Raw genomic sequence first — 22,312 nt, 5'->3', positions numbered from 1 at the left:
TTTACATGCCCGAAACAGGACAAGAAATGTCTCAAAAACAACAGAATCGCATTGCGGAAAGCTGGGTTTGTAGTGTTCCCGGTACTGTTGAGTATTCCTTGGGGGATTTTGATTTTTCAATAGTGGCCGGGAAACTCGGGCTCAGCCTTCTTTCCGGTACTCCTTCCAATTGTCCCATCACCCAAATCACCATTGATTCCCGCAAGGTTAAATCAGGTTCGCTTTTTATCGCTCTCTCTGGAAGTGTAAATGATGGCCATGATTTTATTGATCAGGCCGTTGCTTCGAACTGTTCTGCGCTGCTTATTGAAAAAGGACGGGTTAGCTGTGAACGGTTTGAAAATCATGCAATTTGTGTCTATGAGACAACTAATAGCCGGGAATGTTATGGCAGGCTTGCGGAAATTCTTTTTTGCTATCCTTCTTCAAGCATGACTCTGTTTGGTGTCACTGGTACCAATGGAAAAACCAGTGTCACCTACCTGCTCGAATCAATTTTACGCGAGAGCGGGAAAAGGCCAGGGGTTTTGGGAACCGTTGATTACCGCTACTACGACCCTTCAGGTGTACTGATACGTATTCCGTCCTCTTTTACAACACCGGAACCCTTACTTCTCCAACAGACTCTGCGAAAAATGGCAGATGATGGAGTTGACAGTGTGGTTATGGAGATATCCTCACACGGCCTTGAGCAAAATCGTATAGGAGCACTTAAGTTTGATGTGGCAGCCTATACCAATTTGAGTCGAGACCATCTCGATTACCATTGCGACATGGAAAATTATTTTACCGCGAAAAGCCTTCTTTTTACAGATCATCTTCGTGACAAGGGAAAGGCTGTTATAACCTACTCCGATCAAAAAGAGAACTGGAGTGCAAGAATGGAGTCTCTCTGTTTGGAAAAGGGATTTTCTGTTCTTAGTTGCGGTGATGGGAAGGGACGGGATATCTTTCCGCTTGCAGTGAACAGTGATATCCGAAAAACCGAGGTGACTCTTCAGACACCGAACGGAATCTGTTCTTTTGTGTCTCCTCTGGTTGGAAATTTTAATGTCAGTAATCTTCAAACAGCCTATGCCATGGCCATGGTTGCCGGAATATCACCAGTAACCATTGCTGCTGCTCTCAATAAGGCAAAGGGTGCTCCCGGACGCCTTCAACAGATTGCAGTAATCCCAGATGAACGATCGTTCAGACCTGCCGTTTTTGTCGATTATGCACATACACCTGATGCTCTGGAGCAGGTGTTGAAAACGGTTAAAGGACTTCCCCATAGTAATCTCTACTGTGTGTTTGGATGTGGTGGCGACAGGGATTCCGGAAAACGACCATTGATGGGAACAGTTGCAGGGAGCTATGCTGATGTTGTTATTGTAACCGATGACAATCCACGAAGTGAGGATTCAGAGGTTATAATTGGTGATATTGTCAGGGGGATAGCGATTCAGCAACAGAGCTATCCATGGCTTGTGCAAAGAAAATCTGATGATCGCGGTTTTGTGATTATACCTGATCGTCATCGGGCTATTCAGGTCGCCATATCGGCCGCAGCTGGAGATGATATTGTGGTCATTGCCGGGAAAGGGCATGAGGATTATCAGTTGACTCGTTTGGGCAGGAAGTTTTTTGATGACAGCCTGGAAGCAGCTCAGGTGCTAAGTGACTGGAAGGTCGAATCGCTGGTTAAGGCAACGGGAGGGGAGTGCGTTGGTGATCTTGACTCTCGAAAAAAACTCGGTTTCATAAGGACAGATTCCAGAACCATCCAGCCCGCTGATATTTTTGTTGCATTGAAGGGGGAGCGTTTTGATGGCCATGACTACGTGGGGCAGGTGGTAACGGCAGGAGCGGGTTGTTGTATCATGGAACGCCTGCCCGAGTCTTCCCTGTCGGTTCCCGTGGTGCAGGTCAAAGATACGACACGGGCACTTGGCGATCTTGCCCGCTACAGACGTGCATGCATGAAAGAACTCTCAGCTCCTGATGTTATAGCTATTACCGGAAGTAGCGGCAAGACGACCGTCAAGGAAATGAGTGCTGCAATTTTCAAGGAAAAGTGGCCTGAACGGGCTGATGCTCCATCTGCAAGGGTCCTTAAAACTGAAGGGAATTTCAATAATTTGATTGGACTTCCCCTGTCGCTGCTTCCGCTTTCTCCAAAACACAAAGTAGTGATCCTTGAGATGGGAATGAATGCACCTGGCGAGATTGCCAGGTTGACGGAAATCGCTGATCCCGATATAGCCTGTGTGCTTAATGTCCATGGTGCACATCTGCAAGGATTGGGTGATATTGAAGGGGTGGCAAGGGCCAAAGCGGAGCTGTTTCAAGGGAGTGGCAAGGGTACCATTCTTGTGGTAAATGGTGATGATCCAAGGGTGGTAAAGGCTGCTGAGAGCTGCAGTCAGGAAAAAATAGTTTTTGGAATGGTGGATAACGGCCCTGGGGTACCCGATGTCTATGCAACAGACTGCAGAACAGGGGATAGGGAGAATCTCTCTTTTGTTCTCCATGTGCATGACCAGGAAATTCTGGTAACGCTTCAGGTTGCTGGGGCTCACAATATTTCCAATGCTCTGGCTGCTGCTGCAATTGCTACTGCAGCAGGTGTTGATATACAGTATATTGGAGATGGTCTTTCTGCGTTCAAGCCAACCGAGAGGCGAATGCAGATAGTGGATGGTCCTTCGGGCAGTCGTATCATTAACGATACCTATAACGCAAATCCAGAGTCCATGAAAGCGGGGATCGCAACTCTCCAAGAGCTTGGAGGTGGGACTCGTATAGCCGTTCTCGGTGATATGCTGGAACTGGGGCCGAATAGTGCAGCCCTGCACAGGGGGATTGGTGAGGTGGTTGCCACAGCCGGGATAGATTTTCTGGCTGTCCTCGGAGCCTTTGCAGAATCAACTGCAAACGGAGCCATTGAAAATGGCATGAACAGGAAGCGGGTTCATGTTTTTGAGAATAAGGAGGGATGTATTTCCTGGTTGCATGGGCTTTGCAATAGCGGAGCTATCAACCCGGGAAGTTATATTCTGGTGAAAGGATCACGTGGTATGCGCCTTGAAGAAATTGTTGAAGGACTCAACGGAGAACATTGAATGTTGTATCATCTGCTCTATCCCCTCAGTAACAGTATTGGTGCATTTAACGTTTTTCGCTATATCACCGTGCGTTCAATTGGAGGTGCGGTTACCGCTTTTCTTATAATGCTCCTTCTGGGACCCTGGTTTATAAGAAAGCTCAAACAGTATCAGATCGGTCAGGTAGTTCGTGACGACGGGCCGGAAACCCATCTTGCCAAACAGGGAGTGCCTACCATGGGCGGGGTACTGATTCTTACAGCAATAACATTCTCGACTCTGCTTTGGGCAAGACTTGATAATCCGCTGGTGTGGCTGCTGTTGTTTGTGGTTCTGTTTTTTGGCTTTATTGGTGGCATTGATGATTATCAAAAGATCAGAAAAATGACCAGTGCCGGGTTGAGTGCGAGAGGGAAGCTTCTGTTGCAGATATTTGGTGCCTCGGTGGTGGGATTGTTTGTTCTGCTGCATCCGGGATATGATGGTCTCCTGAGTGTCCCTTTCCTGAAGAATATTCAACCTGATTTGTCATGGTTTTACATTGTTTTTGCAGTCCTTGTTATTGTGGGTTCCTCGAATGCCGTAAATCTTACAGATGGCCTTGATGGTCTGGCGGCAGGTCCCACGGTTATTTCCGCAGCCGTGTATCTCGTTTTTTCCTACCTTGCCGGCCATGTGGTACTGGCAGACTACCTCCAGATTCCCTATGTCCAGGGTGCTGGAGAACTTGCTGTGTTCTGTGGGGCAATGGTCGGTGGCTGTCTGGGATTTTTGTGGTTTAATGCCTATCCCGCGCAGATATTTATGGGTGACGTGGGGTCTCTTGCCCTCGGTGGCGCTCTTGGCGGTGTTGCCATAATTATCAAGCAGGAAATACTTCTGGCCATCGTTGGTGGAATATTTGTTATGGAAGCACTTTCTGTCATCCTCCAGGTTGGATATTTTAAGCTCAGCCACGGTAAACGAATTTTCCTGATGGCACCTTTTCACCATCATTTTGAGAAGAAAGGATGGCATGAGCCCAAGGTCGTGGTCAGATTCTGGATTGTTTCTGTAATTCTTGGTCTTTTTGCTGTAGCAACCTTAAAAATGCGCTGATGGAAATTGGACAGAAAATAAAACCCGGCCAACATGCCGTTGTTATTGGCCTTGGGATATCCGGCCGGGCGATGTTGGAATTTCTTTTGAGCAGGGAGGCGCAGGTTTCTGTAAGTGACAGGCGCGTCTTTAGTGCTCTGCCTCAGGAAGATCAGGAGTATCTAAAAAAAAATGATATCTCCTTTGAGAGTGGTGGGCACAGTAAAGAATTTCTGTCCCGTGGAGATTTTGTAGCGATTAGTCCAGGGGTTTCAACTGACCTGCCACTCCTGAATGAACTGCGGGAAGAGCATATTCCAATTCTGGGCGAACTTGCACTTGCTGCTCCGTATATCACCGAATGTGTGGTGGCAGTGACAGGAACGAATGGGAAAACCACAGTGACGGCACTGATTGGGGAGCTACTTCGGGCCTCTGGAAAAAAAGTTTTTGTTGGCGGTAATATCGGCACACCTGTACTGAACTATTTACTCGGTGATGAGCGTGCGGATTATCTGGTGCTTGAGCTTTCCAGTTTCCAACTTGAGTCAGCAGGGAGCTTTTGTCCTCACATCGGCGTGTTATTGAATATCACACCGGATCATCTTGATCGCCACGGGAGTATGGTCAATTACGCTGCCGCAAAAATGAAGATGTTTGTGCACCAAAAAGCAGATGATAAGGCGATACTCTGCAGTGACGATCCAATGTGTCTTCATGTACGGGAACTGCTGAACGGGCAGGAAGTATATTGTTTTGGGAATCCGGCAAGTAATTGTGCGGCAACGGGTAACGACAGGAAGGTCTGTATAACTTTGCCGGATAGAACAGATAGTTATGAGTTAGCTGGGACAAAACTTGATTCCCACACGGGAATGCTTAACAGCTGTGCTGCAATACTTGCCGTTTCACTTCTTGGCTGTGAAAAGAATGATATAGCAAATGGCCTGAAATACTTTGCTCCAGCCGATCACAGATTGCAGCATGTGAGACTGAGGAAGGGCGTGGACTACTACAACGACTCCAAAGCAACAAACACAGGGGCTGTCATCAGCGCCCTTTGCTCTTTTTCCAAGGGGGTTATTCTTATTGCCGGTGGTCGCGACAAGGGAGAGGATTACACGGTATTAAAAGAGTTTGTTCTGGAGAAAGTCGAAAAGCTCATCCTGATTGGAGAAGCTGCAGGTGCAATAGCAGATGCTATGGAGGGAACCGTACCCGTTCTCCGTGCTGATTCCATGGAAGATGCCGTGTCTCTGGCGGCAGACAGTGCCCAACCCGGAGAAATAGTTTTACTGGCACCAGCATGCTCAAGCTTTGATATGTTTGATAATTACGGGCATCGTGGAGAGGTTTTTATGCAGGCGGTGCTTGCCTTGAATGACGATGAAGGAAGGCGAGTCTGATGACTACTCCCATCCGACTTATGCTCACTGGCGGTGGTACCGGAGGACATCTGTTTCCGGCAATTGCCACTGCTGAAGCCATGTGTGAACGATTGCCGGGTACTGAAGTGCTTTTTGTCGGAACCGGAAGACGAATGGATAAAGCAGGTCTTGAACAGTATGGGTATGCAACCTGTTCCATTCATTCCAAAGGATTAAAGGGAAAGAATCTTTTGAGTCTTCTACTTGGAATACTGGTATTGCCTGTTTCGTGCCTGGAGGCCATGTATCATATTCTCCGTTTCAAACCAGATATTGTGGTGGGGGTGGGTGGCTATGTGACAGGTCCGGTGATGATAGCTGCAAAATTTTTTGGTAAGCCAACCCTTATTCATGAACAGAATTCAATCCCTGGGCTTGCTAACAGAAAGCTTGGAACAATGGTTGCTCGAATATGTCTTTCTCTGCCCGGAAGTGAAAGGTCTTTTCCTCAAGAGAAGACGGTGCTTACCGGCAATCCCGTACGCAGTGAAATTCTCAAATTGTCTGAAAGTGGAGATAGTCCAGACGACAAACCTCTCGTACTCCTCGTTCTTGGAGGCAGTCTTGGGGCTCATCGAGTGAACGAACTTGTGAGCACCGCCTTTACTCTTGGCTTGTCAGGCCTGAAGAACATCAGGGTGATTCATCAGACCGGGCCAGAAGATGCTGAAGAAGTTGAGGCGATTTATAAAAGGAATGGTGTGGATGCCACAGTTGCTCCATTTTTCACAGATATGGCAGCCATCTACAAAGAGGCAGACCTGCTGGTTTCGCGTGCTGGAGCGACTACCCTTGCAGAGCTTGCGGTTCTGGGAAAACCGGCTCTACTTATTCCTTATCCGTATGCGGCAGATAACCACCAGGAAAAAAACGCTGAGTATTACGTGCAGGCCGGGGGGGCATTGATGTTTGTCGAGAGAGATCTTACAGCCGAGGTTCTGGCTGAACAACTGGTGCAGTTTTTTGAGAATCCAGCCAAACTGAAGAAAATGAGCAGGGCGATGAAAAGCCGTGCCTTTCCAAAGGCTGCAGAACATATAGTCGATGAGTGTCTGGGATTATTAAACCACACACCGCAACCCTAAAACCGAAAACCTCTTCTCATCATATGTACAACAAAACAAAAAAAATACACTTTGTCGGTGTCGGCGGTATAGGAATGAGCGGCATTGCAGAACTTCTTCTGAATCTCGGCTATGAGGTTTCCGGTTCTGATTTGAATGATTCTGTTACAACCAGGAACCTGGAATCTATTGGTGGTACAATTCACAAGGGGCATGACGGACGATGGGTCAAAGGGGCAGATGTTGTGGTTACTTCTTCTGCCATCACAAAAGATAATCCAGAGGTTGTGACAGCACTTGCCGCAGAGATTCCGGTGATTCAGCGGGCAGAGATGCTTGCGGAACTGATGCGTCTTAAAAAATTTGGTATAGCCATTGCCGGCAGTCATGGCAAAACATCGACCACCTCTATGGTGAGCTGGATGATGCATGTGGCGAATCTTGATCCCACTATTGTTGTGGGCGGGAAGGTGGACAGCCTCGGGGGGAATGCAAAACTTGGGCAGGGCGAATTCCTGGTGGCGGAGGCTGATGAAAGCGATGGCTCCTTCCTTAAATTATCTCCGGTTCTTGAGGTGGTCACCAATATTGATCTGGAACATATGGATCACTACAAAGATATTGACCATATTAAGGCAACGTTCCTCGAGTTTATTGACAGAATTCCTTTTTATGGTGCGGTTATTGTCTGTCTTGATGATGCGAATATTGCAGATATCCTTCCAAGGATCAAGAAACGTAAGATAACCTATGGTTTGACCGCTCAGGCCGATCTTATGGCCGATCATATTGAACCGGGAAATGGCCGGGTGAAATTTGCTGTACGCCACAAAGGCGAATCGCTGGGATCTATAGACCTCTCGCTTGCAGGGAGACACAATGTCTATAATGCACTGGCGGCTATCTGTGTCGGTTTGGAACTGGCAATTCCCTTTGAGACCATTAGTAAAGCGCTTGCCACATTTCAGGGTGTTCAACGACGCATGCAGCTGAAAGGGAAGGGGCGTGGAATTACGGTAATTGATGACTATGGGCATCACCCGACAGAAATCAGAGCCACCCTGGCTGCTATTAAAGAGGGGTGGCCTGAGAAGAGACTGGTCGTCCTCTTTCAGCCACACAGGTACAGCAGAACTCTGGCTCTACTCGAGGAGTTCAGAACCTGTTTCCATCAGGCTGACTATTTGGTGATGACAGAAATTTATGCGGCAAGTGAAATCCCTGATGAAAGAATATCGGGCGAAATATTACTTGATGAAGTGAAAAAGCATGGTCAGCGGAAGACAAAATTTGCCTCTCGTGTTGAGGGTCTGGCAGAGGCACTATTGCCGGAACTTAACGAGGGTGACCTGGTATTGACCCTGGGTGCTGGAAATATAGTTCTTGCCGGTGAAGCCCTGGTCGCACTGATCGAGGAAGAGAAGCGGGAATGACCATAGCAAGGAACCTGCGGGAACGCATCATAACAGTTGCAGAAGGGGACGTGAAATGGGATTGTCCACTTGCGCCCTATACTTCCTTTGGAATTGGAGGGCCGGCGGACGCTCTTATTGTGGTTGAAAGTGTTGCGGAACTGGGCAGGTTGCTGAAATGTTTTGCCGAGAATGATCTTGCATGGCGTTTTATCGGGAGAGGGAGCAATCTCCTTGTTTCCGATGGCGGTTTTGCCGGAGTAGTTCTTTTGTTTGGAAAGGAACTTTCTGAGATAGAGGACCTGACGGAACCAGGAGCAGAATCGATCCGTATCAGAGTCGGAGCAGGATGCAGTCTGGCAAAGCTTTTGAACTGGTGTACTGAACGCGGCTATTCCGGACTTGAGTTTGCCGCTGGAATTCCAGGATCTGTCGGCGGGGCAGTGGTAATGAATGCAGGGGCTATGGGTGAGGAAATTGCAGGAGTTGTAGCTGCTCTTGATGTCATGTCTTCAGCGGCTGGTGTCGAGACTTTGAACCGGGATGAGCTTGAATTTACTTATAGGCTCTGGGCAAATCAAGGGGATGCTGAGAAAAAACGAATAGTAGTCTCGGTTGATTTATCCCTCGTTCCTGAAACTAAGGTATCTGTCCAGAAACGTTGTCGCGAAAATGTTCAGATGCGTAAGGAAAAACAACCCAGGATAGAAAAAAATGCAGGATCATTTTTCAAAAATCCCAATGGTGATTCTGCGGGGCGCCTTATTGAAGCGTCGGGTCTGAAAGGGAGATGTTGCGGTGGCGCCATGATATCTCCGGTCCATGCGAATTTTATCGTTAACACCGGGACAGCCACAGCCGGAGATGTGTGTCAGCTTATGGATATTGTTACTGAACAGGTTGAAAAAGATAGTGGCATTCACCTTTTTCCAGAAGTACACTTTCTCTAAACAACTGATGAAAAGATGAAGAAACGATCAGTATTTGCCAATCTCAGAGTGCTTTTTGTGAGAAAAAAAAAGAAAGACAGTGAAATGTCTGTTCTTTCGAGAAAGATCACCCAGCAGGGCTATCAGGCAAAAGATCTGAACACAACTGCAAGAAGGAAAAGTGTACGAGAAAAATGGCAGACAAGGAAAGAAGGGCGTGGTCGGCAGAGTATGGGGCTTGGGGCTGAGAAAGATAACAGGAGAAAGAGGGCTCCCTTTAAGCTTCTGTTGTTGACAGGGATCCTTGTTGCGGCAGGATACTTCCTCACGCTTGGGTCGTGGCGGACTCTCTTCGGGGATTTGCTCTATTTTCGTGTCCATGAGATTGAAATCAGTGGCTGTGTGGTAACAAATGCCAAAGAACTGAGAAAGTATGCAGATATCACATATGAAATGAATATGTTGACTTTGCAACCTGGAGCCATAAAGGAGCGTCTTGAGAGGCATCCATGGGTTGAACAGGCAAAAATACGGCGAATATGGCCAGATGGTTTGTTGATTTCGATAAAAGAATATCGTCCTCAGGCCCTGGTTGCTCATGGGGAAGAAAATGGATTTCAGTATCTTGATGGCAGAGGAGTTCTTTTTGCGACGGTAGCTTCAGGACAGGATTTGGATTTTCCTGTCATCACAGGGCTTGATCTTGTTGAGGCAGAAATAGTGAAGAAACAATCACTTGACGCTGCGTCCACTTTTTTACGACTGGCTAGCCAAAATAATCCAAATCTTCCTGCCCAGAATATTTCGGAGATTCATTTCACTCCAGAAGGTGAACTGATAGTCTATCTAGTTGAGCATCCTTTTCCTATTTATTTTGGAAAAGGAGAGGTGGAGAAAAAATTTTCTCAGTTACACAGGGTTTTGAAAGTGTTGTATGAAAAGAAAAAAGGAAAGGCCATTATCGAGGATGTGGCCTTTATCCGTATGGATTATCAGGAAGATAAAGTTTTAGTGGTACGAAATCACTCAGGGTAGAAAAAATGGATGAGATTGAACTGAAGGCGATCGGTGGGGTGGAACTTGAGCGAGACGAAAAAGAACGGGAAGCCGGAGATCTTGTAGTTGGGCTTGATATTGGAACCACCAAGATCTGTTGTGTGGTGGGAGAAGTGTTTGAGAGCAGTGTGGATATTATCGGTATTGGCACTGCTCCCTCGGTTGGTCTTAAGAAGGGAGTGGTTGTTAATATTGAATCAACGGTCAAGTCGATCCGTCAGGCGGTGAAACAGGCTGAGGAGTCAGCAGGGTGTGATCTTCGTACTGTTTATGTAGGGATCGCCGGAAATCATATTAAAGGCTTTAACAGCCCTGGAATCATAGCAATTAACGGTCGTGAAATTAAACAAAGTGACGTCGAGGATGTCATTGTTGCGGCACGTACTGTTAAAATATCTGAAAATCAGCAGATAATCCATGTACTTCCTCAGGAGTATATGGTGGATGACCATACCGGGATTCAGAATCCCATCGGGATGACGGGAGTTCGACTGGTTACCAATGTGCATATTGTGACTGCTGATATGGGAGCAGTTCACAATTTATACACCTGCTGCAACAAGGCAGGGCTCGAAGTTGCCGATATGGTACTGGAATCTATTGCCTCGGCCCATGCCACATTGAGTCCCGATGAGATGGAGTTGGGGGTGGCATTGCTTGATATTGGCGGTGGGACTACGGACCTTGCCGTGTTTTGCGATGGAACCATCCGTCATACCTGTGAAATAGGCCTTGGTGGTCACAATCTTACCAATGACCTCTCGGTCGGTTTGCGAACGCCTTTGCAGGATGCGGAACGTTTAAAGGAAGATTTTGGCTGTGCCATTTCGTCCCTGATAAAACCCAATCATGTTGTAGATGTCCCGACTGTTGGTGATCGTGAGCCACGAAAAGTGACCCAGAAAGTGCTGGTTGACATTGTTCAGGCCAGAATGGTTGAAATCCTGGAAATGGTGAATCAGAATTTGATAAATTGCGGCTTGAAAAATAAAATAAATGGTGGGATCGTCATCACCGGTGGTACAGCGTTACTTGCCAATCTTGCAGATCTTGCAGAGCAGATCTTTGACCTTCCGGTACGGATTGGATATCCGGCGCAGATAGGTGGAAAGGTGAACGAAGTAAATACGCCACGGTGCACCACTGGGGTTGGCCTGGTGATGTATGGTCGTCAGCACCAGGTTGATAAACGTTACAGTGACAGCTCAATGGTTGGTCGAATGAAGGACTGGCTCAGAAAAATAATGTGATTTTTTGTGAATTTTGAAAAAATAGGTTTCAGAGGCAGGCTGTAAATGCTATGATTTGCTTGTTTAAATTTTATGGAAAAGTGGCATTTGGATGTCGCTGTTTTCGTGAACAGAGGAGAGATTATGCCGTTTAGAATGGCGGAAACAGAAGGTGTTGCAGTAGTTAAGGTCATTGGTGTTGGCGGTGGCGGAGGAAATGCTATCAATACCATGGTTGAACATCGACTCCAGGGTGTTGAGTTTATAACAGCAAACACTGATAAGCAGGCACTTGATCAATCCTGTGCCGATGTGTGCCTGCAGATAGGACCTGGAATCACCAAGGGACTTGGAGCAGGTGCAGATCCCGAGACCGGGGAACAGTCTGCTTTGGAGTCCATTGATGAGCTGACAAAGAGCCTCAAGGGTGCCGATATGGTTTTTGTTGCAGCAGGACTAGGCGGTGGAACCGGTACGGGCGCCGCTCCGATTGTTGCAAAAATAGCCAGAGAGATGGGCGCATTAACCGTCGCTGTTGTAACGAAGCCCTTCCATTTTGAAGGTAAATTTCGTATGCGCAACGCGGAGCAGGGCTGGGAACAACTGCGCAAGTATGCCGATACAATTATCACTGTGCCCAATGATCGTCTGCTGTCTCTTATGCAGAAAAATTCCAAACTTTCAGATATGCTGAGCATGGCCGACAAGGTTCTGTTGCAGGCAGTTAAGGGAATTACCGATCTGATAAACGTTCCAGGACTTATGAATGCTGATTTTGCTGACTTGCGAACAGTTATGCGCGAGGTTGGTCCTGCTATTATGGGCAGTGGTTCTGCGGTTGGCGAAAATCGTGCCACTGAGGCTGCAAACCGTGCCATTGATAATCAACTTCTGGAAGATGTCGGTATTGATGGAGCACGTGGATTGCTTATAAATATTTCCGCATCAGAAGAGTCTTTTACAATGGCAGAGTTTATGGAAGCATCTGCCCTTATCCAGGATAAGGTTGACGATGAAGCCAAGGTTGTTATTGGTGCCCTGTATGATGATGCGCTTGGGGATGAGCTGCACGTTACCGTTATCGCCACTGGTGTGGGTGAATCAGTACCCAAGAAAAAAGAGCTTGTTCAGGTAAACATTCCTGAAAAAAGCGGTGGCATCCAGGCAGCTAATGAAAACGAGGGGCGTCCCGGGAATCCTACTCCAGCGCCACCAAACCAGCGCAGAGGGAGTTCCATTTTTCCATCATCAAATTTTAACGGATTTGAGAATCATGGTATTTCTTCAGGGGATCCGTTGCAGTCCAACAAGGAGAACAAACCCTGGAATGAGGACTATATGGAAACTCCTACGTATCTCAGGAAAAAGGCCAATTAATGGTGTAGTAAACATTTTCCTGGTGTTTTTCGGCAGGAAATAAGTTCATGAGGGTGCTTGTCCCGGCTTTCATTCCATATACCCGGGGCTAATTCATTTGGGCAGGGGAAAGCAGAAAAAACAAGGTGCCGACAACACCAGATTGCAGGATCAGGAAAGCGGCACCTATCTCAAGAAATGGACCGGGCGACTTCCCGTAGCTCTTCTGTACCCGAACAGGTATGGGGTAGGGGTATCCAGCCTTGGTTTTCAACTGGTCTATTCCTTACTGAATGACCATGATGATTTGGTTTGTGAACGCTTTTTTCTGCCAGAAGATAATCATTCATCCCTCCGTTCTTTTGAATCGGGCCGATCGCTTTCCGAATTTTCACTCCTTTTTTATTCCATCAGCTTTGAACATGATTATGTAAATATTGCACGCCTGCTGCTAGCCGGTGGAGTGCCTCTTCTGGCAGAAGATCGAAGTGATGGTGCTGTTACCCCAGCAAGTCCTCTGGTCATTGGTGGCGGGGTGGCCACCTTTATGAACCCGGAACCTCTTGCACCCTTTACCGATCTTTTCCTTTTAGGGGAGGCAGAGGGTATGCTGTCGCCTCTTCTTTCTTTGTTTGGTAGTACTCTTGACAGCCTGAGCAGGTCCGAGATTTTGTTTCAGATTCAGCATAAAATTGACGGAGCCTATGTCCCCTCTTTGTATACTCCCGTTTACGATGATGTGACAGGAAGACAGACTGGCACTACTCCAGCTCCTGGAATTCCAGAACGAGTTACCAAGGTTGTCGTGTCAACTGTCACTAAAGCTGCCCATTCTCAAATCCTCAGTCCTGAGGCAGAATTTTCAAATTTGTATGTAACGGAACTGGGAAGAGGCTGTTCCCGAGGTTGCCGATTCTGTGCTGCAGGGTTCATATACAGACCACCAAGGTTGTGGGATGCTGATGCTGTGGTTGCAGGACTTGAAGAACGTAATGCAAATGTGCACCGGATTGGGCTACTGGGAATGGAAATGGCTGATCAGGATGAGCTTGAAATGCTTTCATCATACCTGCTTGACAGCGGTTGTTCCCTGTCGTTTTCATCACTCCGGGCGGATAGGATTTCCGGGCCGCTTTTAACCTTGCTTGGTAGCAGTGGTTTGAAAAGTGTGGCCATTGCACCGGATGGCGCCTCCGAACGACTGCGCAGAGTCATTAATAAAAATCTCACCGAGGAAGATATACTTGTAGCTGTTGAACGTCTTGCAGATGTTGGTTTGTATAAGTTGAAACTCTATTTTATGATTGGGCTTCCAACCGAGACCTCCGAAGACCTGGAGGAAATGCTCGATCTGATAGGCAAGATACGGGAACGGATGCTTCCCTTTGGTAAAGCCAGAGGTAGATTGTGTGAAATCAGCCTGTCGGTGAATTGTTTTGCCCCCAAGCCATGGACACCATTTCAGTTCCACCCTTTTGGTGGGGAACAGCTTGAAATCCATAACGATGGGCTTGCCACCCATGTTGTTAAATCCCTGAAGGCCAAGATCGACTTCCTGAAAAAAGGGATATCCTCAGAAGCAAATGTCCGTATGAATAATGACAAGCCCGATAATGTCCTATTCCAGGCGGTACTTGCAAGAGGTGACCGGCGCCTTGCGATGGTGCTTGCCAAAATGGCAAAAACCGGCAAACCATGGAAGCAGGCAATGCGCCAGGAGGGACTGACTCCTGAATTTTTTGCTGTTCACCAGTACGGCGCGGGTGATTATTTTCCCTGGAATATAGTGGATCATTCAATTAAACAGGACTATCTGTGGAAGGAGTATCAGAAAGGATTTGCGGCAAAGACGACTGCCCCCTGCGATACGACTGTCTGCAGACGCTGCGGGGTGTGTGGTGACTGAAGACGAGAGACAATCTTCCCAGGTTTCATCCATGAATGACCCTGAGCAGCTTGAAAAACTTCGTGCCGGTCTCATGCCTTTTCAGCTGGTGAAGTATTTTTCTTTTACCAGCCTTGGAGTTATTTTAATTTTTACCCTCTTTCTCTCCTGGTTTATCTCAAAACATGCCCGTACTGTGATGTTGGATCAAAGTGAGGCTTATTCGCTGCTTCTTGCAGAAAATCTCAATCAGCAGGTGTTCAGGGGATTTGTGCTGCCAACGGTTATCCGTTATGGCACAATAGCACTTTCAAATCCTGAACAGTTCCAAAGGCTTGACCTTATTGTCCGTAATGTTACTGCCAGTATGAAGATGGAAACGGTAACGATTTATGACTCCAACGTTAACATCATTTCATATTCCACGAATGAAGAACTGATAGGGAGAAAAAACATCGGAGGGCTTGAATATGAAAAGGCATTACTTGGTGTTGCCAATTCTCAGATAGTTTCAAGTGGTAGTATCTTGAGCCTGCTTCCAGGAATTCAGGATGCCCATTGCCTTCTTAAGACGTTTATACCATTCCGTCAGGTTCGAGACGATGCAAGTGGTGACGGACAGATTATGGGAGTTCTCGAAATAACCCAGGATCTTTCCGTTGATTATACAGCCATTGTCCGGCTTCAGGGACGTATTATTTTTGTCTCTTCACTGGTCATGTTTATTCTCTTTCTGGTTTTGTTGATCATTGTCAGCAGAGCCGGTAAAATCATGGAAAAACGAGTTCGTGAACGCTTAAGTCTGGAACAAAAACTGAGTGATGCACAGAGACTTGCCCATCTTGGAACCATGGTGGCAACGGTTTCCCACGAGATAAAGAGTCCTCTTGGGATCGTACGCTCCACTGCTGAGATTCTTGCAAAGAGGATCAGGAAAGTAGCCCCTGGAAATGAAAATCTTGCCGAGATTATAATAGCTGAAACTACACGACTCAACAATATTGTGCTCGAGTTTCTTGATTTTGCAAGGCCTCAGAAAGTGAAACTTTCTCCGGTTGATATTAATAATTTAATTTCTCAGGCCCTGCAATTTATCAAGCCTGAACTTTCTGAAAATAATATTATTCTTGAAACAGAATTTTCTCCAACCGTTGGTCGTATTACCATAGACCCGGATCATTTTTATCGTGCCCTGCTCAATATTCTTGTGAACGCTATTCAAGCGATGCCGGAGGGAGGATTCTTACGTGTAAGCACCGGTGTCCAGGTATCCGATGGGTCAGTTTGTATTACAATTCAGGATAGTGGTGTGGGGATGAGTGAAGAAAAAAATGCACAAATTTTCAAACCTTTCTTTACCGATAAGAACAGGGGGACCGGACTCGGTCTTGCCATTACCAGGAATATCATTGAACAGCATCATGGAACAATATCAGTGAGCTCAAAAGAAAATGAAGGCAGCACCTTTACAATCACCCTCCCTTGAAAAATTTCCAGGGCAGGGGTTACGACTTTCGAATCTTTCATTTCTCGGTAATGGGCCATACTCCATCACTGTGATTCCTGGAGGATGTCTCGGATTGACTGGCAAATCAGGAGTTGGCAAGACACAACTACTGAGGGCAGTGGCTGATGTGATTCCCCATGACGGTGAATGCATCCTTAATGCTGATGTCTGTTCTTCAGTCTCTCCCCCAATCTGGAGGAAAATGGTGGCCATGCTCCCGGCAGAATCTTTCTGGTGGTACGATAGTGTCGGGGCGCATTTTAACGGTGGCTTGTTAGACCCTGAATTCAAGGATCTGATGGAAAGATTAGGCTTCTCTCAGGATGTTATGGAATGGCAGGTCAGCAGGTTGTCAACGGGTGAGCGGCAGCGGCTTTCACTTATTCGTACTCTGATAAACAGACCCCGTGTCCTGCTGCTCGATGAGCCGACATCGGCCCTTGATAAAAAAATGGTTGCCGTGGTGGAGGAGATTGTTGCCGATATTCGTTTTCACAGGCAGATAAGCTGTATATGGGTGAGCCACGACCGCGATCAGCTCTTTCGTGTGGCAGACACAGTCTGCACTGTTGAAACGACAGGTCTTGTTAAGGAGAACCGGGAATGAACGTGATATCGCTGAGCACTTTTGATCTCTCTTTAGCTGCCTCTCTGTTGTTGATACTTGCTGCAACATCCCTTCGTATCGGGCTTGGCCTTGAAAGACGGATTGTTATTTCAGGAATCCGAATGACCGTACAGTTGCTACTTGTCGGTATGGTTCTTAAACTCCTCTTTGCAAGTGAAGGCTTTATTCCGGTAGGGTTTATGTCGATCTTTATGCTCCTTGTCGCGGGATATGAAGTACGGGCCAGGCAAAAGCGAAAGCTGCGCGGCAGCACGGGATATCTCATCAGTACCGGTTCCATGCTGGTCTCTTCTTTTACAGTAACCTTTCTTGCATTGACCGTTATGGTTGGCGTTGATCCCTGGTATACTCCTCAATATGCTATCCCAATGCTTGGCATGCTCCTTGGCAATACTATGAATGGCGTTGCCATTGCTTCCGATCGATTGACCACCGGGATGTATGATCAGCGTGGTGTGATAGAGCAGCGTCTTCTTCTCGGCCAGAGCTGGCAGGAGGCCAGCGGAGATATACGGCGTGATTGCATGCGTACCGGTATGATTCCCATCATTAATTCCATGGCTGCAGCTGGTATTGTAAGCCTTCCTGGTATGATGACGGGTCAGATTCTTGGTGGCTCAAGCCCTCTGGATGCAGTGAAGTATCAGATTCTAATCATGTTTCTTATAGCTGCGGGAACTGGTTTTGGTGTACTTGCCGCCATCTGGCTGATCAGCCGTCGACTTTTTGATGATCGGCAGCGTCTCGTGCTTGATTGTCTCATCAGTGTCAAGTAACCCTTATTCGTCCTTTTTCTGCTTGTAATTTACCCTGTTTTATTGTTCATTTGTCCATATCGTTTTTTCGTTAAATACCATTGCGTAAGATGTATTTCTATATTTGGAGGATTTTGAAATGGGAGCAAAAATTGTAATCGTGGGTGGCGTAGCAGCGGGCCCTAAAGCTGCATGTCGTGTGAAACGACTGATGCAGGATGCCGAGGTTACCATCATCGATCAGGATACCCTGTTTTCCTACGGTGGCTGTGGCATTCCCTACTATGTCTCAGGAGACGTTTCCGATGAGGCAGAACTGCGTTCCACCAGCTTCCATATGGTCCGAAACGAAGATTTTTTTGAGGATGCAAAGGGCGTTCTTGTTAAAAGTGGTACCAGGGCCACGGCTATCAACCGCCAGAATAAAACGGTGAAAGTACAGAATGTTGCAAGTGGTGCGGAAGAGGATATTCCCTATGACACCCTGATGATTGCTACCGGTTCCCGTCCTTTTGTTTTACCAATCCCTGGAGCCGATCTTGATGGCGTTTTTACAATTTCCGATTTGCACAAGGCCATCGAAATTAAAGACCGTATAGCCAAGGGGAAGGTTGGTAAAGCAGTGGTTATCGGTGGTGGCGCAATCGGTCTTGAGATGGCCGAGGCTTTTAAAGATCTCTGGGGAGTTGAGACTTCAGTTGTTGAATTTATGCCTCAGGTTCTGCCTCGAATTGTTGATTCGCCAATGGCCTCCATGCTTACTAAACACATGCGTGACAACGATGTGGATATTTTCCTCGGTGAGGGGGCAACGGAGATCGTCGGTGAAAATGGTAAAGTAACAGGACTGCGCACTGCAAAGCGTACCCTGGAGGCGGATATTGTGATTATGGCAGCTGGGGTGCGGCCACGTACCGAGATCGCCGTGGAGGCGGGCCTGCAAACTTCCCCCATGGGAGCAATTGTTGTCAATGAACGTATGCAGACCTCAGATCCTTCCATTTATGCTGCTGGTGACTGTATTGAGGTAATGCACCTTGTTTCTGGGAAAAAATTCTACGCTCCCCTTGGATCTCTTGCCAATAAGGAAGGACGCGTAGCTGGGGATAATATGGCGGGTATTCCTTCAAAGTTTAAGGGAGCCGTTGGAAGTTTTATTATGAAGGCCTTCGATGTGTGTATCGGTGCTACCGGGCTGAGTCTTGAAGTTGCCCTGGCAGAGGGTTTTGATGCTGACGTTGCACTCACTGCACCATCTGATCGCGCTCATTTTTTTCCAACTGAATCCATAGTCTGTTTCCAGATGGTGTTTGATCGCAGAACCCGAAAAGTTTTAGGTCTTCAGGGATTCGGTCCTATGGGTGACGGTATCTCAGCACGGATTGATGCGGCTGCCGCATATATCTCCATGGGGGCAACCATTGACGATTTTGGAACCCTCGAAATGGCCTATGCGCCACCATTCTCAGCAGCAATAGATTCTATAAATGCCATAGCCTATGTTGCAGATAATCTTTGCGACGGGCGTCTTCACAAAACAACCCTTGAGTCTTTCCTTGTCTGGATGGATGATTTCTCAACTCAGCCCGATTGGATCGCACTTGATATCAGGCACCCGATAGAAGCGGGACCCTGTGTTGAAAAATTTGGAGTCGATAAGTGGTGTGCCATACCTTATAATGAAATCCGAAAACGTTTTAAAGAGCTGCCTTTGGATAAAAAACTTATTATCCTCTGTGATGCAGGGACACGATCCTTTGAGATCCAGAGCTTTTTGAAGAGTGTTGGTGTTGACCAGACTCTGGTGCTGAGTGGTGGATTCAACATGTTGCGTCGTATGGGTATAGACTGGTATCCCGGTAAATAAAAAAAGTTGTCTTTTCATATTCCGGCAGGAGAGGAATCCACCCTCCTGCCAATTTTTTTCCTCTGCAGTGGCCTTTTTCCATTAAAAGTTTCTGATATTTTACAAGCTCCTAGACATCATTCTTACTTTTATGCTATCCTTCTTTTGCAGTGAGAAAGCAGTATGTCCAAATTTATATGAAAAATATTAAATACTACTGAACCTGAGAAGGGATATTTTATGGCAGATTTGAATACTCAACATATGATTGATGAAATTCGGGACAATATCCAGACTGGGGATACCTTGAAAACAAAACTTGTTCTTGCCCATCTTCCAGATGTGGATATGAAGACGCAGAACAGGTTGATCTATGAACTATCCCGTGGTGATGTCAGGTTTACTGTGCCGATTCTTCTCTATTTGATGACAGAGCATGTGTCTATTGTTGATGAACTTCCCGTTATTAAGGAGACCCTTCTTTCCAACCTTCTGGCTTACCCTGAGCTGTTGATTGAGTTTCTGTCGGATACGTCAATCAAGGATAAAACGCACCTGATTAATGTGGCCGGCGAGCTGCGATTTGAAGAGGCTGTCCCTGCACTTTTATATCTGGTGGCAAACTCCCAGGATGAACCCGAAATTAAACTGATAATCGAGACGTTAGGACTGATAGGTGATCCGCAGGCGATCAATACCCTTACGGATTATCTGTATGCCGCAAACAGAGATTTGATTATTACAGCCATTCAGGCTCTCGGTCAGGTTGGTACCCAATCTGCCATGCATAGGCTAGCCGAGCGTATGGGGACCGACAACGAGATGGACTATATGATTCTTTCCATTTTTGCCGATGTTCAGGATCCTGTCTCTTTAGAAAAACTCAATGACACTCTGGCCTCCCATTATGCCCATATGCGTATTTATGCCAAGCAGGAACTGGTGCGTATTGGTGCCAAAGCCGTTCCTGCACTCATTGATAATCTTCTTCAGGATGATCCAGATTTTGTTATTCATACCTTGAATGTTCTTGGTGATATAGGTGATGAATCTGCCATTATGCCCATCAGGAAACTTCTTGGAAAGGATCCCAAAAGTGCGAATGTTCGTTTTGCAGCCTATGAAGCACTTGCTCTTCTGCCTTTACGTAAAGGAGCCTATACGTTGACTGCCGGGCTTACCGATCCTGAAGATCATGTTTGTGTGGCGGCAGCAAAGGCAATTGATCAGAATTATTCGGAGATACTTACAGCGGGAATTAAAAATCTTCTTCGGCCCAAGGGGGATGAGGCCAGGCATATTGCAAAGATTATTGTAAGTGCCCAGGTTGATAAGATATTTTTAAGCCTTGCGGCTGAGGATTTTTTTCAGGAACTGTCTCTTGTTTATCTGCCTCATGCTCATAAGGATACAAAAGAACATTATACCAGGCTTCTGGTGAAGCACGGGTTTGATGAGTTTGCTAATAAAATTCAAGGTGGTGAAGATGTAAAGAATCTGGTGAAGGTGGTTGCCGTTGACGATTCTCGTATGATTCTTAACATCTACAAAGCAACTCTTCACGAGCTAGGGTTTGAGCCGGTTCTCTTTGAATTTCCTGCTTCGGCGATTGAGTGGCTGCAGAACGAGAAACCAGCCATGGTTCTTACAGATTTAAATATGCCTGAAATTACAGGTGTGATGATGGCAGCAGAAATCAGAAAAAAATATTCTCCGAAGGAATTGCCCATTATCATGGTAACTACTCAGAATGAAACAAATGATAATGAAGCTGCTTATGCCGCGGGGGTGAACAAAGTGATACAAAAACCTTTTAATGCCAAATCATTGAAGGCCGCAATGGATGAGTTCATGTAGGCATTCAGTAAGAAAACGGCTGCTGGAAAAAAGTCAGTTAGATGGTTTGGAGATATTTCTCCAGCAAATTAAAATTTCTTCCCACATCTTCAGGTTTGTGGGCGTCAGACCCCGCTAGCAGGGGGATCTTCAAGGCAAGTGCTTCTCTTATGATAAAAGGAGCCGGAAAAGGAGTCCCCCTGATGCTGAACCCTGAGGTATTCACTTCCAGAGCCATCCCCTTCTTTTTTACCGCACCAAGAAGTTTCTGTATCTGGTTTCTGTAGCTGTTGTCTATTGTGATTCCCGGCTGGAAGCGAAGTGCGGCATCCAGGTGGCAGAGGACTGTGCCGGGGAGGAATTCAACCGCCTCGGTCAGGGTGGAGAAATATTCGCAAAGAATTTTGTGACAGCCACCTGCTTCAATGGCAAGAATGTTTGACTCTTTACGGCTTACCAGGTTCAGGTGGTGTTCCTTTTCGGGAACCGGCATAAAATGATAGGAAACTCCAACCCTATCCCAGTTTCTCCGTTCTAAGCGCTTCAGCAGCTCTTCTCCGTGACTTGGGCTGTAACCTACTTCAACTCCGAGTGATATTCGGATACGCTTTTTAAACTTTTTCTGAAGTCGTTGTCCCTCAGAAAAATAGAGATCAAAATCATCTTCAGTGAGCCAGGTTTTTTCAAAATAGCTTACCCCTGCCTCCATGTGCTCAAGGAACACAATTTCATCAAGCCCGGCCGCAATTCCACTGAGAACATATTCTTCCATTTCACCTTTAGCGTGGTGGCAATACTTTGTGTGAATGTGTCCATCCGAGTGGAATGTCAGTTCACCTGGCAGCGGACTGGTCATGGAAGAGAAAGAGATAAAGAAGAATCAGGCATTTCCCTTTGGAAATAAATGAATAACACCATCAATATCTGATGTGTCGCAAATATGGCCATTATTCAGTTCCATTTCAAGGAACTCTTCGATTCCCTCTGGGGGCAGGGAAACGCTTGGGCCTTCTGGAAGGTGGTAAACCAGAGTATGTACTCTGGTGAAATCTACGGGACGAACGAAAAGTTTCATGCACTATATCCGAATGTAAAAGAATAAAAGTAAATTGTAGAGATCGACTATACGTATCTTTGAGTTAAACCGCAAGAAATTTGAATTAAAAGTTAAGGATAATCTGAAATGCCAAAATCCTTGTGGGAAATAGGTTTGACACTG

At 46.6% G+C, this 22,312-nt stretch carries 17 protein-coding genes; 15 read left to right on the top strand and 2 right to left on the bottom strand.

Going from position 1 to position 22,312, the window contains the following annotated elements; genetic code table 11:
• Window positions 1–26 precede the first annotated feature (26 nt).
• From UWK_RS17305 to UWK_RS17235, 15 genes are all read left to right on the top strand, one after another.
• On the top strand, window positions 27–3,104 hold the full coding sequence (locus tag UWK_RS17305; RefSeq protein WP_015405687.1) for a UDP-N-acetylmuramoyl-L-alanyl-D-glutamate--2,6-diaminopimelate ligase: 3,078 nt from the start codon (window positions 27–29) through the stop codon (window positions 3,102–3,104).
• The gene (gene mraY / locus UWK_RS17300; RefSeq protein ID WP_015405686.1) at window positions 3,105–4,184 is read left to right on the top strand and encodes a phospho-N-acetylmuramoyl-pentapeptide-transferase; all 1,080 of its coding nucleotides are present in this window, start codon (window positions 3,105–3,107) and stop codon (window positions 4,182–4,184) included.
• Window positions 4,184–5,569, top strand: a complete 1,386-nt coding sequence (gene murD / locus UWK_RS17295) for a UDP-N-acetylmuramoyl-L-alanine--D-glutamate ligase (protein ID WP_015405685.1) — start codon at window positions 4,184–4,186, stop codon at window positions 5,567–5,569. Before mraY ends, murD begins: the two co-directional genes overlap by 1 nt.
• Window positions 5,569–6,675: an undecaprenyldiphospho-muramoylpentapeptide beta-N-acetylglucosaminyltransferase gene (gene murG, locus UWK_RS17290; RefSeq protein WP_015405684.1), complete on the top strand. Its 1,107-nt coding sequence runs from the start codon at window positions 5,569–5,571 to the stop codon at window positions 6,673–6,675. The genes murD and murG overlap by 1 nt, the downstream gene beginning before the upstream one ends.
• 23 nt (window positions 6,676–6,698) lie before the next feature.
• The gene (gene murC, locus UWK_RS17285) at window positions 6,699–8,087 is read left to right on the top strand and encodes a UDP-N-acetylmuramate--L-alanine ligase (RefSeq protein WP_015405683.1); all 1,389 of its coding nucleotides are present in this window, start codon (window positions 6,699–6,701) and stop codon (window positions 8,085–8,087) included.
• Complete coding sequence (murB, locus tag UWK_RS17280; protein ID WP_015405682.1) at window positions 8,084–9,016, top strand: UDP-N-acetylmuramate dehydrogenase; 933 nt, start codon at window positions 8,084–8,086, stop codon at window positions 9,014–9,016. The genes murC and murB overlap by 4 nt, the downstream gene beginning before the upstream one ends.
• A gap of 15 nt (window positions 9,017–9,031) precedes the next feature.
• Window positions 9,032–10,030: a cell division protein FtsQ/DivIB gene (locus UWK_RS18820; RefSeq protein ID WP_015405681.1), complete on the top strand. Its 999-nt coding sequence runs from the start codon at window positions 9,032–9,034 to the stop codon at window positions 10,028–10,030.
• 5 nt (window positions 10,031–10,035) lie between these two features.
• Window positions 10,036–11,301 (top strand): cell division protein FtsA, encoded by a 1,266-nt coding sequence (ftsA, locus tag UWK_RS17270; RefSeq protein WP_015405680.1) that lies wholly within the window; start codon window positions 10,036–10,038, stop codon window positions 11,299–11,301.
• A 123-nt stretch (window positions 11,302–11,424) separates the two neighbouring features.
• Window positions 11,425–12,657: a cell division protein FtsZ gene (ftsZ, locus tag UWK_RS17265; protein WP_015405679.1), complete on the top strand. Its 1,233-nt coding sequence runs from the start codon at window positions 11,425–11,427 to the stop codon at window positions 12,655–12,657.
• 97 nt (window positions 12,658–12,754) lie between these two features.
• On the top strand, window positions 12,755–14,542 hold the full coding sequence (locus tag UWK_RS17260; protein ID WP_015405678.1) for a radical SAM protein: 1,788 nt from the start codon (window positions 12,755–12,757) through the stop codon (window positions 14,540–14,542).
• Window positions 14,475–16,007, top strand: a complete 1,533-nt coding sequence (locus UWK_RS17255) for a sensor histidine kinase (RefSeq protein WP_228130022.1) — start codon at window positions 14,475–14,477, stop codon at window positions 16,005–16,007. The genes UWK_RS17260 and UWK_RS17255 overlap by 68 nt, the downstream gene beginning before the upstream one ends.
• Window positions 15,973–16,635 carry an ABC transporter ATP-binding protein gene (locus UWK_RS17250; protein ID WP_015405676.1) on the top strand — a complete coding sequence of 221 codons (663 nt, stop codon included), beginning with the start codon at window positions 15,973–15,975 and terminating at the stop codon, window positions 16,633–16,635. The genes UWK_RS17255 and UWK_RS17250 overlap by 35 nt, the downstream gene beginning before the upstream one ends.
• Window positions 16,632–17,432, top strand: a complete 801-nt coding sequence (locus UWK_RS17245) for an ABC transporter permease (RefSeq protein ID WP_015405675.1) — start codon at window positions 16,632–16,634, stop codon at window positions 17,430–17,432. The genes UWK_RS17250 and UWK_RS17245 overlap by 4 nt, the downstream gene beginning before the upstream one ends.
• A gap of 118 nt (window positions 17,433–17,550) precedes the next feature.
• Complete coding sequence (locus UWK_RS17240) at window positions 17,551–19,278, top strand: FAD-dependent oxidoreductase (protein WP_015405674.1); 1,728 nt, start codon at window positions 17,551–17,553, stop codon at window positions 19,276–19,278.
• Window positions 19,279–19,497: 219 nt separating this feature from the next.
• Entirely contained in the window at window positions 19,498–21,114 is a 1,617-nt protein-coding gene (locus tag UWK_RS17235; protein ID WP_015405673.1) for a HEAT repeat domain-containing protein, read from the top strand.
• 37 nt (window positions 21,115–21,151) lie between these two features.
• On the opposite strand, the gene UWK_RS17230 is transcribed toward UWK_RS17235, so the two are convergent.
• Together UWK_RS17230 and UWK_RS17225 are read right to left on the bottom strand one after the other, a co-directional pair.
• Complete coding sequence (locus UWK_RS17230; RefSeq protein ID WP_015405672.1) at window positions 21,152–21,949, bottom strand: histidinol-phosphatase; 798 nt, start codon at window positions 21,947–21,949, stop codon at window positions 21,152–21,154.
• Window positions 21,950–21,973: 24 nt separating this feature from the next.
• Window positions 21,974–22,168: a hypothetical protein gene (locus UWK_RS17225; RefSeq protein WP_015405671.1), complete on the bottom strand. Its 195-nt coding sequence runs from the start codon at window positions 22,166–22,168 to the stop codon at window positions 21,974–21,976.
• Window positions 22,169–22,312: the final 144 nt, after the last annotated feature.

Source organism: Desulfocapsa sulfexigens DSM 10523 (assembly GCF_000341395.1).
Lineage (GTDB): Bacteria > Desulfobacterota > Desulfobulbia > Desulfobulbales > Desulfocapsaceae > Desulfocapsa > Desulfocapsa sulfexigens.
Note: the sequence above shows the minus strand (reverse complement) of the source record. Positions and strands in the feature narration are given on the sequence as shown.

Coding starts and splice junctions, on each gene's coding strand:
- murC (WP_015405683.1), top strand. CDS start 6,699: ATGTACAACAAAACAAAAAAAATACACTTTGTCGGTGTCGGCGGTATA.
- UWK_RS18820 (WP_015405681.1), top strand. CDS start 9,032: ATGAAGAAACGATCAGTATTTGCCAATCTCAGAGTGCTTTTTGTGAGA.
- ftsA (WP_015405680.1), top strand. CDS start 10,036: ATGGATGAGATTGAACTGAAGGCGATCGGTGGGGTGGAACTTGAGCGA.
- ftsZ (WP_015405679.1), top strand. CDS start 11,425: ATGCCGTTTAGAATGGCGGAAACAGAAGGTGTTGCAGTAGTTAAGGTC.
- UWK_RS17250 (WP_015405676.1), top strand. CDS start 15,973: ATGAAGGCAGCACCTTTACAATCACCCTCCCTTGAAAAATTTCCAGGG.
- UWK_RS17240 (WP_015405674.1), top strand. CDS start 17,551: ATGGGAGCAAAAATTGTAATCGTGGGTGGCGTAGCAGCGGGCCCTAAA.
- murD (WP_015405685.1), top strand. CDS start 4,184: ATGGAAATTGGACAGAAAATAAAACCCGGCCAACATGCCGTTGTTATT.
- murG (WP_015405684.1), top strand. CDS start 5,569: ATGACTACTCCCATCCGACTTATGCTCACTGGCGGTGGTACCGGAGGA.
- UWK_RS17230 (WP_015405672.1), bottom strand. CDS start 21,949: ATGACCAGTCCGCTGCCAGGTGAACTGACATTCCACTCGGATGGACAC.
- UWK_RS17235 (WP_015405673.1), top strand. CDS start 19,498: ATGGCAGATTTGAATACTCAACATATGATTGATGAAATTCGGGACAAT.
- UWK_RS17225 (WP_015405671.1), bottom strand. CDS start 22,168: ATGAAACTTTTCGTTCGTCCCGTAGATTTCACCAGAGTACATACTCTG.
- murB (WP_015405682.1), top strand. CDS start 8,084: ATGACCATAGCAAGGAACCTGCGGGAACGCATCATAACAGTTGCAGAA.
- UWK_RS17245 (WP_015405675.1), top strand. CDS start 16,632: ATGAACGTGATATCGCTGAGCACTTTTGATCTCTCTTTAGCTGCCTCT.
- mraY (WP_015405686.1), top strand. CDS start 3,105: ATGTTGTATCATCTGCTCTATCCCCTCAGTAACAGTATTGGTGCATTT.
- UWK_RS17305 (WP_015405687.1), top strand. CDS start 27: ATGTCTCAAAAACAACAGAATCGCATTGCGGAAAGCTGGGTTTGTAGT.